This window comes from Anaerohalosphaera lusitana (assembly GCF_002007645.1).
GTDB classification, from domain to species: Bacteria; Planctomycetota; Phycisphaerae; order Sedimentisphaerales; family Anaerohalosphaeraceae; genus Anaerohalosphaera; species Anaerohalosphaera lusitana.
Map to the genome: position 1 here is coordinate 255,808 of NZ_CP019791.1, position 12,590 is coordinate 268,397.

Consider the following 12,590-nt stretch of genomic DNA (forward strand, 5'->3'; position numbering starts at 1 on the left):
ACATACATGGTTTGCGGCCTTAAACTTAGGGCTTGATGCCGGGTCGTATTAGCCCTTATGTGAGGCTTTGCGGCTTGCGGTGATGGAACAATGACTTTGGTTTATATTGGAGCACGGCATGGATCCTTCTATTTTTAAGGCGTATGACATCAGAGGTCTTTATCCTGAGCAGCTTGACGAGGAGTCGGCCTGGAAGATAGGTTACGGAACGGCGCAGTTCCTTCGTTCGCTCTTGCGTGGATACGAAAGAGGCATGGCAAATGCTCAGTCACTGTGCGTGGGACATGATATGCGGAAACACAGCCCGGTGCTGGTGGATGCTCTTATTCGGGGCATGAATGCTACGGGGGCGAATGTGATCGATATCGGGATGATCGATACGCCGCAGATGTATTTCGCGATCAATCATCTGGGTACGTGCGGCGGAGTGCAGGTTACGGCATCGCACAATCCGGCGCAGTATAACGGTTTCAAGATATCTGGTCTGGAGGCTAAGCCGATCGGCGGAGATACCGGGCTGAAGGATATCAAACATATCGCGACAGCGTTGCTGCATACAAAGGGCAGGCTCGACGGCTCGGTCGAGAAATGCACGCTTTGGGATGCTTACCGGCAGCATGTTCTGAAGTTCCTGAATCCGAAAGTCAAGGGCCTCAAGATCGCGGTGGACGCGTCGAATGGTATGGCAGGCAAGAGTGTGCCGGAGCTGTTTGGTGATGTTCCGGTTGATATACTGCCGATAAATTTCAAGCATGACGGTACTTTCAAGCATGAGCCCAACCCGCTGGTCGAAGCGAATCTGGCGGAGCTCAAGCAAACAGTGGTCGAAAACGGCTGCGACTGCGGGATATGTTTTGACGGCGATGCGGATCGCCTGATCATGGTGGACGAGAAGGGCCAGACCATCGGCTGTGATCTGCTGACGGCGCTGATGGTGCCGTATTTCCTTGAGCGGAACCCGGGCTCGGCAATCGTGTATGACCTGCGGAGCAGTCATGTCGTTCAGGAAGAAATCATCAAGCATGGTGGTACGCCTCGCCGCGAACGTGTCGGGCACGCTTTTATGAAAAAGACGCTGCGGGATTCACACGCGGTATTCGGCGGTGAGCTCAGCGGACACTTCTACTATAAGGACAACTTCTACGCCGATTCGGGCATGATAACGCTTGTTCACGTGCTCAATATCCTCGGCACATCGGATAAGAAGATCAGCGAGCTTATCGACCCGTTGCGACGATATTATAGCTCTGGCGAGATCAATTTTGAGGTCGAAGACAAAGCAGCCGCCATGAAAGAGCTGGCAAAGGTTTACGCCAGCGGAAAAATCGACGATCTGGACGGTATCACGATCCAATTCAAGGATTGGTGGTTCAATTGCCGGCCTTCGAATACGGAGCCGCTGCTACGGCTGAATGTTGAAGCAAGCACCGACGAACAGCTCGATAAAGTACTGACGGATATTGAAGGTATCCTCGGCAAACCTGTGGCTCATTAAGCGGGTGATATGTAGAACCTGGGCCGGCTTGTGATGAGTCGGCCCTTTTCTATGCGCCGCTCAATACGGGCTCAAGCAAGGAAAGGATTGAACTGTTTCTCTTCCTTGATGCTTGTTTTGGGTCCGTGGCCGGGATAGACGACAGTTTTGTCGTGCAGGGGGATCAGCTTTGACTTTATGCTCTCGATGAGCTGGTCGTGGTTGCCGCCGGGCAGATCCGTTCGGCCAATGCCGTTATGGAAGAGGGTGTCCCCTACGAAAATGACATGGTCATCTTCCGAATAGAAGCATACGCCGCCTGGAGTATGACCAGGTGTGTGCAGAACATAGAGCTTCAGGCCGGCATACTCTATCGGCCCCTCCTGCTTAATGAGTATATCTGCCGGCTCGTGCGTGATTATATCTTTTGCAAGTACGGACATGTTTCGGACAGGGCTGGTGAGCATCGGTGCGTCGTCTTTGTGCATGACGACCAGGATATCGGGGTACTTCTGGCGCAGATCATCAATGCCCTTGGTGTGGTCCGCGTGGCCGTGCGTCAGCAGGATAGCCAGAGGATTCAGCCTTTTCGCTGCAAGCATGTTCATTAGCGGTCCAGCGTCAAGCCCGGTGTCCACTACAACACAATCCTTCGATTCCGCTGAAGCACGCAATATGTAGCTATTCGTTTCAAAAACGCCGAGTACAACTTGTTCGATCAGCACTGGATTCTCTCCTTAAAAACTAACAGACCCGAGAGTTTACCAGCAGCCGAGCATAGGGTCTAGCTAAAAAATCAAGCTGCACCGAATGCCCGACGCCCATAGCAATACCAATGGCTTATAAGCTGTCAAATCAGGAGTTTCAGTGAAAGAAAAGGAGTACGGCCGTGTGCCATACTCCCTGGAAATACTGCGTGAAGACTACCTCAGTCAAGAGGTCTTAGCCATATATTACGGTACTTCACCTGATCACTATGATCCTGCAGCCGGATTGGCATCTTTTCAGCATGCGGCTTGTAGTAGGGTCTCTTTTTCCAAAGCGTCATACCTTTGATAACCCAGTGATCCTGGATTAGCACGCCATTGTGGAAAACCGTTACCGTAGCGGGTTGGGTAACTTTACCATCCTCGAATTCTGGAGCGTGGAAAACGATGTCATAGGTCTGCCATTGGCCGGGTTTGCGGCAGACGTTGACTGCCGGCGGGCTCTGCCCATAGACGGCTCCCGCTGTACCGTCGGCGTAAGTTGGGTTGTTGTAACAGTCCAGAATCTGGATCTCGTAGTTATTGGCCAGGAAAACACCGCTGTTTCCCTTGCCCTGACCGCCGTTTTTGTCATTTTCTGGACTTGCCCACTCTAGATGCAGTTGATAGTCACCGAATTTGTCTTTCGTGATTATATCGCCGGCACCTGGTTTGACTTGCATATAGCCGTCTTTGACGGTCCATTTCGCCGGTCCGCCGCCCTTGACTGAGCTCCATTTGGACAGATTCTCGCCATCGAAAAGAATTATCGCATCCCCCGGCGCCTCACCCGCGCTTTCCTGTGTGCTGCAGCTCGCCGGCTTGACAGTGTCCGGCAAGGGCCTGTCAGGGTCATGTACCTTCCATTTCGATTGAGTTAGAGTCAATCCTGTGCATCCAGCCACCACAAAAAGCACCATTAAAACCGACCTGAAGCACCATCTCATAATTCTCTCCTTATTCTGAAATTACTTGAACCCACTTGCACCGCTACCGTAAAATTCGAGGCGACATTTCGCCTATTGGGTTATATCGCTTTCAAGATAACGCTTCAACCAAATTTCGTAAAAGAAAGAATTTGAGAAAAAAATACAAAATAGCTATTTTTATGATGCGTACACTTGGCGAAAAGTGGTATAATTCTCAGAGATTGGATAGCGGGTCACATTCTTAGCTCTCGAGAGTGCCTTGCTAGAATACTGATTGAGAGCAAAGTAGTATGGCACATCTTGTGCCGAAGGAGAATCACAATGAATGAAGGTACAGTAAAATGGTTCAGTGACCAAAAGGGTTATGGATTCATCACTCCAGATGATGGCAGCGATGATTTGTTCGTCCATTACTCAGAAGTTCAGATGGACGGCTTTTCCACCCTCAAGGAGAACCAGAAAGTCACTTTCGAGGTTGGCCAGGGACGAAAGGGCTTGTGTGCTAAGAATGTATCACCTGCCTAATAAGCCATGAACGAGAAAGAGCTCTCCAGAGATGGAGAGCTCTTTTTTTATGCGCTGATCGGACCTGAAAGATCAATCGTCAAAGTCATCGAGACCCAAATCTCCCAGATCTTCTGGAAAATCGTCATCCATTCCGCCGAATTCGTCCTCGTCAAAGCTGTCATCCCCGAAATCTATCTCGGCATATCTTTCATCCAGCTCATCTTCGTCAAACTCGTCTTCAGACTCGTACCCTTCATCGAGATCATCTCCTGATTCAGGGTTTGTGCCGGCGCCTTCGCTAAGAATCTTTTCGCTGCGTTCTGCGATCTCTTCGAGTTCTTCGTCCGAGTCCAAATTTTCTTCATCCAGGTATTCGTCACCGGCATCATAAACCGAACTGTATTTTTTGCTGCACATACCAGAAGCTCCCCGCGATACTGACGTGCCGTTTGCACGTGCAATGAACTAATCTCTCGTTACACTACGCGCATTGAACTTACCGTAATTGACTACTATGTCAAGTTCATTTCATAATCACTTTCATGCTTTTTGACAATTAAACCGAAACCCTATTCTCCGCCGGCATTTAGCCGTTTTTAATTTCGGCAACAAGCTTTCGAGTCTGCCTGGACTGGTGGCGATGGGCTTTCTTAAATTCCGCAGACATTTGGGAATCCTGAGCCTTGAACGCTTCATTGCCTTCAATTATCTCTTTGAGCGCATTCGCCTTGTTCCTTGCCTGGGCAAAAAAGGAAGCGGCCCTAACTCCCCATACCCCACCAGCCAGGCCGGCAATGCCAATTCCTATCTCCAGAATGCCGTCAGCAAAACCCCATGGATCGAGACGCCGGCTCGAATCATTCACAGCCTGTTCCGCCAATCGCTGTGTATTCTCTCCAAGTAAATCATCCAGACTGTTGACCACGGGGTATTCCGCGGGCATTCCATAGTCCGCTACAAAAGCCCTGCTTTGTGAATGAGCCATTTCCGTCAGGCCGCAAAGCTCCTCAGACACCCCTTCCAGTTTGGCAGTTTCCGCAGCCTGAGCAACCGTAAGCTCGTGTAATGCCGCATTCTGCTTCATCTTTTCAGTTGCCGCCAACCTGAGATTATCGCAGCCGCCCATAAAAATAACCATTACCAAAAACAACAGACACATTCTCATACCAATCCTCCTCTCAATAATTCTCAATCAAACTAAATTTATCTATCTTCCTCAACAGATCTCAGCCTGTAGTCAAGCGCGATGCTTTGCTCATTGAGATGCTGCACTCTCTCGTGAAACTGCTCACTCTTTTGAAGGAGTCGCGAAACATCTCGTTGAAGTACTTCGAGCTGATTCTGAATGTTGGTCCAACTTCCAATTATCAAGGACGCAAGACACAACAACTGCAGCAGAAAAGACAAATTCACCTGCCTGTTCATTGTCCATCTTTCACTACTCATCCAACCTCCCTTTTGCCTAAAACTGCAAGCTTCGTAATTTGATCGATCAGGTCATATCGGACACGCTCCACAGCATAGACAATTTCATCGTCCATTGTTAACAGATTGGAAGTACTGCCCGAAAACAAAACCCTATCACCCGGCTCGATCCCGGGTATAATATGGGGCGATTCGATCTCTAGCGAATTCTGCTCAACTGAACGTCCCAGGCATTTCTCTCGCGCATATTGCTGGATCGCACAGGTGTCATCGACTTCGTCAGCCTCGGACCCTTCAAGCACACTCAGATGGCTCACCTTCCTGAAACGGAAATCCTGTTCGCACCATTCCACATGATCATCTATTCGTACAAGGCCACCCACCGGACCGTCCGCGTATGAGCCTGTCAGTCTCTCATCGCTTTCAACACTGGCAGTCATTCGAAACCTCAAGGCTCCCGACTGCTCGGCCTGCCAGAATTGCGTTCCAAGCGTCTCCCCGCTGAGCCACACTCCGCATTCGTCACTCAGGATTTCATAAGGTTCCAGATACTGCTGCCAGTTCAACCCAGCGTCATAAGACACTTCGAGTAAATAGCCCGTTGAATCTGAGCCAGGCAATTTGCTCACTGTCTCCAGGAACCTTCGACTTTTCGGCAAAACTGTTTCTATACCGAATAAACGCGAAAAACTGTAAGCCTCGCCCTGCTTATAAGGTTCGCCGCTATACATACCAGACTCGTTCAAGCACCACTTCCGATAGACATTGCTAAACTGCTCAAAGTCTGAATGCGTTGTCGAATAGACCTCATTCGTATGTGATTCTTTTGCAGGATCCCATCCACGTATAAGATCAAACGTTGCTTCGAATCTTTTGCGCTCGCCGTACACCGCCTGGCAATGCGTCACCGGCCTGTCACAGCCAGACTTTTCGATCTTTAGTATATTGCTTTTTGAAAGATCAATTGAAGCACCGGGATTTTGTAGATTGAGCGAATACCTCCGACACGCTTTATCTTTGTAAAAGACAATACCTGACGCTGGACCATCACTGTCCAGTCGCGAAACAAACCTGAACCGCACACCTGCCTTTTCGCACAAAATCAGCAGACTCTCTGCAACAGAACGGCCGCCCACCTCCAGATCAATAAATGTCCTGCCCTTAAAAACTTCCTCAAGCTCGGCCAACATGGGCAACTGAAGTTCACCCGGGACAAGGTACTCACTGAGTATATAGTGAATTGCCTGAGCACAGCTCCACTGGCTGGCTGAAGACTCGTCGCAGTCAAAAACATAATATTGATAGCCGCCATGCTCTACTATTTCATTCGACCGATTGCCTACACCGGCCCTGTTGAATACAACGGGTTCGTCGTAAACGAATGTAGTTTTACCATCCAACAGCTTGACCCGTCTGCCGCAAACCATCAATTGCTCAAGCACCGCAGACATATCACGGGCATTTATCTGAAGGGCAAACTCTCTGTCACTGATATGCCGATCTATACTTACGATCACCCCTTCGAAAATACTGAAAAGCTCAGATGAGTCATAACCCAGCCCGCCATTGTAACATCTGCAAATCGAAAGCCTTTGGCCTTTATAAAGCAACCCCTCTTCAATTGCCAATGCATCAGTGAATGACACGACAGCACTACTGAAGTCTGGACTGGACTGCTTGTCTATCTCCAACACAGTCAAATTATCATTCAACTGACCATCGATAAAAACTGCCAGCGCTGTCGGCTGCAGCAGAACCGAATGTTCGTTCGCCATCGTAAAATCTATTTTATTATCCATCTCATCCTCCGGTTACGAATTAAGACGATTCAGCAGTTATCCCATAAATCTCTGTTTGCATCGTTTTTGCTTTCTGAATACTCACATCTCGCCGATACAAGATCGCCCCTTCGTCATTGACAAGAATAAGCTGCAGCTCACTTGTCTGTTCATCCGGCAGGACGATTCTGAAACTATGAACACCCGAACGACCAAGTTCCTCTTCAGCTATCTTATTCTCTTCAGTTGCCGAACCGTCATAAACATAGAACCTGGCCGTAACATTTTCAGACGAAATATACAGGATCTGTAGTTGGATATTCGCAGAACTCTCTCTAACCGCAGTAATATCCAGAACCCCATGTGCAGGCACGTTCACCCATTTTCCATTTTCATCCGCAATAAGACAAATGCACCCATCGAGCCCGGCCTCCTCCTGACCACAGAAATTGATTCGCCGTACATATGCATAGATCATATTACCGACAGCCTCGGGACGTATCTCAGATAGCACAAACTCCTCTGCATTTGAATTGAATACCCGCCCAAGTTTCTCATCTTCAAAACGAGCATCCCTCATACACAGAATGACACAACCTTGCGGCCTCGCCCAGAAATCCCCGCCCGTAAGACCCATTGCCAACTTAATGCCGGCCAAAGAGTCTCCTTCAAACAAACTGTCAAAAAACTTCCTGTCCATCATCTCACACAACTTCCGGCAAGCGTTCAACTTGACTTTCACCTTCAACGATTTTGAGCATCAGCATGCCCTCACCGTCCAGGTTCTTCAATACCATATCACCGTTCAGCTTGTCTTGGCTCATCCTGCATACCAATCGGTTCAGAGCGTAATAATCCAAACGAGCTTCGACAGGTATATATCGCTCTTCCAAACAAAGACCGAGCGAACCACCTGCGTCAGCATCTATTACACCAACCAGATCACCCTCATCAAACGGAGCGGTCCCATACGCCACATTGAATTTGTACCACCCTCCGCCGATCTCTTCGATCATTGGCTGACTACCTGATTTGTCAACACCTCCGACCGTCATCAAATTTAAAAAACTCATTCCAGCCGCTGCACCTTCTAAGGGCTCACCCGCTCTTGAAACATAGAACGGCAGTTCGATCATTGCATTGGCCATGTCTCACCTCCTATTTCACTATTGACATTCTGCCCAGATTCACCGGCCTGGACCTCACGATTGATTTATAACCCTGCTTGAAAGCACCCATTTCATAGGGCACCTTGACATCTCTGTTCTGGGCGACTACCCCAAGCAGATTCGGATCAGTCTGCACATAGCTGTCCGGAACACAGGGCAGCACAACTTCCGGATTCGCGCTGATCGCATAGCCGCTGTTGAACAGACAACTGTTTTCGCTCTTGAGTAAGGTCCCTCGACTCGTTTCTTCGGGCCACCAGTAAACGCACAAAGCATCGACGATGATATTACCTTCCTCTATAACTTTGCAATCTCGCCACATATCCACGACGCACGTACTAGCACCCAAGATTGTATTATCCCTGATGTAGACAATGTCCGCAGGCCCGAATATATTTATGACCCTGCTCGCGTCGGTAACAATGTTTCTTTCAAACAAAACCGTTCCCATTGGTCTCAATGCATTGTAACCATCACGAACCCGAATCAAGCATCCGCGAACTTCGTTCACTGATTCAGCCTGTTGATTATTGATCATGTTCTTACTGATAGCGGCAAAATAGCAACTCTCAAAACGCATGGTCGAAAACAATGGCCCGCCCCCGCTCACCCTCGCTGCACCGGTGAATGCACAACCTTTCGCTCTGACGCCGCCCACGGTGCTGCTGGTTAAAAAGTGCCCTTCGCCAATTGAATCCATATTCGTAAAATGAAGATTTCTAAAGCCAACGATCTGCTCACCCGCCACATCAAAGATGTCTGTTGTATTCCCCCAGCCGTCAATCACCGGCAAATCACCAACATGCAGCTCGGCCGGTGTAACAGTTGCATAACCAATACTCGACTGCAGCGGGCCCTTTACAACCGGAAAGTACATACTTTCATAACCGTCCGCATCTCCCCGCCAATACCAGCCGTCACTCGACTGCAAACCGATTCCTGTTTCAGGCGTCAATCGCCAGATGTAATATCCACCGACATAACCTTCATGCCACAGAGCCCAGTTACGATCGATTTCGTCGGGGCATAAAAATTGAGAACGACTTCGATACACTCGCTGGCCATTATAGTAACCCGGCCCTTTGGCATCTCCTCCGTCAAATGATTCATACCAGTCGTATATACCCCTCGGACCGTCCATCTTATAGACTTCACAACTGCTCAAAACCACATCACACGCAGATGCATTTTCTACAATGACCTCTTGGACATCCTCGCAATAAACTACTGTCGTACCGCTCGAAGATATGATCCCTGACACATCTTCGATTGAACCGTCCAGATGTCTTACCTTGAGCCGTATTTTGCCGCTGCTGATCGATGTTTGTAATTCTATTTTGAACTTGCCGATGTCACTGACTGTATGGCTCAGCGAAATATACCCACCATCACTGAGCATCCTCGCGCCATACGGATCCTCGGTTACCTGGTTAGAACCTACCTCACCCGAAACTATCCAGTCGACCGGGTCATCACTCAACCACTGGTCCAGCTCTGAATTATTGATCAGATTACCACCTTCGCTCAAAAAACCGCTGACAACCATAGCGTCCGGCAGTGACACCGCAGCGGCACCTTCAAGCATACTCAAACCGTCCAGGTCACCTTTCTCCGTGACCAGATCGAAGCTTTCACGATAACCGATCAGCTCAGCTATCTCATTCCTGTCAGCATTCCCTCCCGTCAAGGTGCATAAAAGTCCGCCAAGATCAACCGGATCATAAAAACCAGCCTTAACCACGCCCTTACATTTCACCACTCCAGGATCATGAACCACCGTAGGAGTACCAGCCGGACTCATACCGCTTTCATAAACTGTCAACTCCCATTCGCTGTAGGGAGCAATGACAACTAACGTAATTAAACCAATACCATACGGCCCGCCCGATACGCTAACAAATTCCAACCCGGCAATATTATCACACCATCCGCGAAGCTTAGTCTCTATCCCAGCCGGATCATCGTCCCATGCTATCAATTCACTGTTAACTCCGTCACCGGTGACATACCAGTATCCGCTCCCGGGAACATCCCCGGACCGACTGATCTCAATCACCATTTTGCATCTGCCCATACTCGCAAGCAATGTCTTCAGATCAAATGGATTCGTCTCGCTCCCCTCGCCATTCGGTGAACCGTCTTTGCTCGCAAAATAGCATCTATGATCCCAAAGTCCCATTACACTTCCTCCTCTACACCGGCAAGATTGATCGTCACCACCTGTCCGTCAACCCCGTAGACAGCATCCGGATAATTCTCACGGAACCACGCTCTGCTCCCGCCTTCCAGTTGATTCGAAACATCGGCAATGGGCTGCATACTTCGACGCACCCCATCCGCGCTTACAGCATGCCGCTTGATGCACTCCGAATCAGCCATCGAAACAGACCCCCTCTCGAACAACTGCCCAAGCTCTTCCAGGCTCATGACCGCAACATCCCCAGCCGACAGTTCTCCCCGTATAACTTTTTGCCTGACATGTCTGACCATTTCATTTCTGTACATTTTTTTCAGCCCCTGAGAATCCGTATTTTCTATGACCGACCATCAGCCGACACGAACAAAATCAATATCACGCTTCTTCCATCCAGACGCCCCGCTTACTGATCGTCACCCAGTCACCGTTTGCATCCGCCATAAGCTCGATGCACTCTCCCAACGTACTTGCATACTTACTCTTACCCGCTGTCTGTCCGCAGTCATCCAGGATTGCCGCCGCACCCGGATCCACATAGAGTACCTGCGATGCCTGCACCGCAAATCCAAACCGTGTGCCGGCCGCAGCACCTGCAGGCAGCGTCAAAGTGACCGGCCCAGTCGCTCCGCTGTTCGTATGAACACTGCCGCTATCATCCGCCGTCAGCAGATCATTCACAGTGTGTCCTTCGATAGTACCCACACCGCTGCTCGCCGAATTCATAGCAGGCACACTTATGCTGTGGTGATCCCTCGCATCAGTGATCTCGACGACCTCCCCGCCCGACGTCCTGACCACTGCGAGCCTCACATGCACCTCCTGCGACATATCGGGAAATGCCGCATATTCATCCACCACCAACTGTCCCGCCGAATCAAGATATACGAATATGCTCGCCTGCTCATCCGCCAGAGCATTACCTACCGAACCGCCGTATTCGATCAGACTCGTCCCTGACCAGTACTTGCCGGGCTTAACCCCGATCTCCAGACCGCCCTCCGCAAACACTCGCAGATCGTTCGCACGCTTGGTCGCAAGAAGCAATCTGTAAAGCAGCTTACGGAAGTGCAGGTAATACGGCGCAGCCCCCGTCGGAATGTACTCAACACCCGTATCCTCATCAGACATCAGATTCAAAAGTTCATTATCACTCGGATAAACCTCAGACATATCTCCATCTCCTCAATTCAATTTTCAACCTATAGCTATTTTCAGCGATCCGTCATCGGACTGCTCAATCAGCCTAATCTTTTTCACTCCCCGGCACTTTCGTATGATCGTAATCTCATCGCTTGTCATTCTGCATACCTCGCCGCCCCATACATCGAGAAACTTCACACCGAACCGATATTTACCCGTCCCGAGCTCGTCGCTCACCCATCTAAACTCTTCCGCATCGAGCCCGAACTCACCTTCTCCAAAACAACCCCTCCCGAATCCGCAAGCGTTACCCGCATCGAAACCAAAACCGCCGCTGCCGAATCCGTCCAGCCCAAAACCAGCCTTCTCCCAGGGACCTCGCCAGATCGGGCCTTCATCAAATGGCTGCGAATCAAAATCCACCACCTCATCATCGACAGCCATATAAACTTCATAACGTCCCTCATAAGGCAGCCCATGCAGTTTCACCCACCTCAACTCGACTCGTCCGTTCAATGAACCCGGCTCATCACAGACATCGAACTGCTTCCACCCTTCTCCCGGATCAACCGCCACGACTTCGATCCGCACCGGCCCTTCAAAACAGACAGGCAGCCCCACAACCATCTGCCGTACCCCGCAGTCAGAGCTAACCCCCGCAAGCTCGCCGTTCACATAGACCTGGTGCAATTTATCTCCGTGCTGAGACTGCCACTTAACAAGAGCAGCATATGGCACCTCTCTCCCCGCTCCGTTCTCACCGTATCCGCTCGCGATCCCGAACGCCCTGACCCTGTCTATTCCGTCTTTATAAAACATGTCAACGCACCTGAACAAAGCTGATCTCGACCTGACAACTCACACCGCTGCCGCCAACCACAGGATCACCAACCTTAAAATCTTCCAGCAGCACATCCTCATAAACCGTCCCGCCCTGTATCGCTATCTCATGAACCCCACCATCATCCATTGCCCGTAGTATTCCCAGGCTGTTCTTCAGCTTCGCCCTTGACGGCTCCTTCAACTTTACCACCACACCGATATCACGTCTGCGCCTGCCGAGATGCTGCACTGCAGAACCATTCAGACCAGCCGCTTTTCTTTCAGCGTAATCCCTCTGCCATGCCCCCACATCAACACGCATCAAATGACACGTAAACCTGCTGTCAAAAGTAATCTTGTCCATCACCCCGCATCCTCTCTGAATTCATGCACACCACATCTA

At 50.0% G+C, this 12,590-nt stretch carries 15 protein-coding genes; 2 read left to right on the forward strand and 13 right to left on the reverse strand.

Annotated elements, in window-relative coordinates:
- Positions 1–118: 118 nt before the first annotated feature.
- Positions 119–1,495 (forward strand): phosphomannomutase/phosphoglucomutase, encoded by a 1,377-nt coding sequence (locus tag STSP2_RS01170; RefSeq protein WP_146659062.1) that lies wholly within the window; start codon positions 119–121, stop codon positions 1,493–1,495.
- A gap of 71 nt (positions 1,496–1,566) precedes the next feature.
- Here STSP2_RS01170 and STSP2_RS01175 read toward each other — a convergent pair whose 3' ends face one another.
- Positions 1,567–2,199, reverse strand: coding sequence for an MBL fold metallo-hydrolase (locus tag STSP2_RS01175; protein WP_146659063.1), 633 nt, complete (start codon positions 2,197–2,199; stop codon positions 1,567–1,569).
- A 203-nt stretch (positions 2,200–2,402) separates the two neighbouring features.
- Positions 2,403–3,167, reverse strand: a complete 765-nt coding sequence (locus STSP2_RS01180) for a 3-keto-disaccharide hydrolase (protein WP_146659065.1) — start codon at positions 3,165–3,167, stop codon at positions 2,403–2,405.
- Positions 3,168–3,470: 303 nt separating this feature from the next.
- Here STSP2_RS01180 and STSP2_RS01185 point away from each other — a divergent pair, with 303 nt between their 5' ends.
- A complete protein-coding gene (locus STSP2_RS01185; protein WP_146659067.1) occupies positions 3,471–3,674 on the forward strand; it encodes a cold-shock protein in 204 nt (67 codons plus the stop codon).
- Between the two features lie 72 nt (positions 3,675–3,746).
- Here STSP2_RS01185 and STSP2_RS01190 read toward each other — a convergent pair whose 3' ends face one another.
- The 11 genes from STSP2_RS01190 to STSP2_RS01240 form a co-directional block, all read right to left on the reverse strand.
- On the reverse strand, positions 3,747–4,073 hold the full coding sequence (locus STSP2_RS01190; RefSeq protein ID WP_146659069.1) for a hypothetical protein: 327 nt from the start codon (positions 4,071–4,073) through the stop codon (positions 3,747–3,749).
- 169 nt (positions 4,074–4,242) lie between these two features.
- Positions 4,243–4,821: a hypothetical protein gene (locus STSP2_RS01195; protein ID WP_146659071.1), complete on the reverse strand. Its 579-nt coding sequence runs from the start codon at positions 4,819–4,821 to the stop codon at positions 4,243–4,245.
- Positions 4,822–4,859: 38 nt separating this feature from the next.
- On the reverse strand, positions 4,860–5,102 hold the full coding sequence (locus tag STSP2_RS01200) for a hypothetical protein (protein WP_146659074.1): 243 nt from the start codon (positions 5,100–5,102) through the stop codon (positions 4,860–4,862).
- A complete protein-coding gene (locus STSP2_RS01205; RefSeq protein ID WP_146659076.1) occupies positions 5,099–6,880 on the reverse strand; it encodes a hypothetical protein in 1,782 nt (593 codons plus the stop codon). The genes STSP2_RS01200 and STSP2_RS01205 overlap by 4 nt, the downstream gene beginning before the upstream one ends.
- A gap of 19 nt (positions 6,881–6,899) precedes the next feature.
- Positions 6,900–7,517, reverse strand: a complete 618-nt coding sequence (locus tag STSP2_RS01210; RefSeq protein ID WP_146659078.1) for a hypothetical protein — start codon at positions 7,515–7,517, stop codon at positions 6,900–6,902.
- Between the two features lie 46 nt (positions 7,518–7,563).
- Positions 7,564–8,007 carry a hypothetical protein gene (locus tag STSP2_RS01215; protein ID WP_146659080.1) on the reverse strand — a complete coding sequence of 148 codons (444 nt, stop codon included), beginning with the start codon at positions 8,005–8,007 and terminating at the stop codon, positions 7,564–7,566.
- A gap of 10 nt (positions 8,008–8,017) precedes the next feature.
- Entirely contained in the window at positions 8,018–10,207 is a 2,190-nt protein-coding gene (locus STSP2_RS01220) for a hypothetical protein (RefSeq protein WP_146659081.1), read from the reverse strand.
- Positions 10,207–10,533, reverse strand: a complete 327-nt coding sequence (locus STSP2_RS01225) for a hypothetical protein (protein WP_146659083.1) — start codon at positions 10,531–10,533, stop codon at positions 10,207–10,209. The genes STSP2_RS01220 and STSP2_RS01225 overlap by 1 nt, the downstream gene beginning before the upstream one ends.
- 67 nt (positions 10,534–10,600) lie before the next feature.
- Positions 10,601–11,395, reverse strand: coding sequence for a hypothetical protein (locus tag STSP2_RS01230; RefSeq protein WP_146659085.1), 795 nt, complete (start codon positions 11,393–11,395; stop codon positions 10,601–10,603).
- Positions 11,396–11,419: 24 nt separating this feature from the next.
- Positions 11,420–12,184, reverse strand: coding sequence for a hypothetical protein (locus STSP2_RS01235; RefSeq protein WP_146659087.1), 765 nt, complete (start codon positions 12,182–12,184; stop codon positions 11,420–11,422).
- Position 12,185: 1 nt separating this feature from the next.
- A complete protein-coding gene (locus STSP2_RS01240; protein ID WP_146659089.1) occupies positions 12,186–12,551 on the reverse strand; it encodes a hypothetical protein in 366 nt (121 codons plus the stop codon).
- Positions 12,552–12,590 lie beyond the last annotated feature (39 nt).

Excerpts from the sequence above, each read along its gene's own strand:
- STSP2_RS01215 (WP_146659080.1), bottom strand. The coding sequence starts at position 8,007 with ATGGCCAATGCAATGATCGAACTGCCGTTCTATGTTTCAAGAGCGGGT.
- STSP2_RS01170 (WP_146659062.1), top strand. The coding sequence starts at position 119 with ATGGATCCTTCTATTTTTAAGGCGTATGACATCAGAGGTCTTTATCCT.
- STSP2_RS01185 (WP_146659067.1), top strand. The coding sequence starts at position 3,471 with ATGAATGAAGGTACAGTAAAATGGTTCAGTGACCAAAAGGGTTATGGA.
- STSP2_RS01225 (WP_146659083.1), bottom strand. The coding sequence starts at position 10,533 with ATGTACAGAAATGAAATGGTCAGACATGTCAGGCAAAAAGTTATACGG.
- STSP2_RS01205 (WP_146659076.1), bottom strand. The coding sequence starts at position 6,880 with ATGGATAATAAAATAGATTTTACGATGGCGAACGAACATTCGGTTCTG.
- STSP2_RS01190 (WP_146659069.1), bottom strand. The coding sequence starts at position 4,073 with ATGTGCAGCAAAAAATACAGTTCGGTTTATGATGCCGGTGACGAATAC.
- STSP2_RS01240 (WP_146659089.1), bottom strand. The coding sequence starts at position 12,551 with ATGGACAAGATTACTTTTGACAGCAGGTTTACGTGTCATTTGATGCGT.
- STSP2_RS01235 (WP_146659087.1), bottom strand. The coding sequence starts at position 12,184 with ATGTTTTATAAAGACGGAATAGACAGGGTCAGGGCGTTCGGGATCGCG.
- STSP2_RS01180 (WP_146659065.1), bottom strand. The coding sequence starts at position 3,167 with ATGAGATGGTGCTTCAGGTCGGTTTTAATGGTGCTTTTTGTGGTGGCT.
- STSP2_RS01230 (WP_146659085.1), bottom strand. The coding sequence starts at position 11,395 with ATGTCTGAGGTTTATCCGAGTGATAATGAACTTTTGAATCTGATGTCT.
- STSP2_RS01220 (WP_146659081.1), bottom strand. The coding sequence starts at position 10,207 with ATGGGACTTTGGGATCATAGATGCTATTTTGCGAGCAAAGACGGTTCA.
- STSP2_RS01200 (WP_146659074.1), bottom strand. The coding sequence starts at position 5,102 with ATGAGTAGTGAAAGATGGACAATGAACAGGCAGGTGAATTTGTCTTTT.
- STSP2_RS01195 (WP_146659071.1), bottom strand. The coding sequence starts at position 4,821 with ATGAGAATGTGTCTGTTGTTTTTGGTAATGGTTATTTTTATGGGCGGC.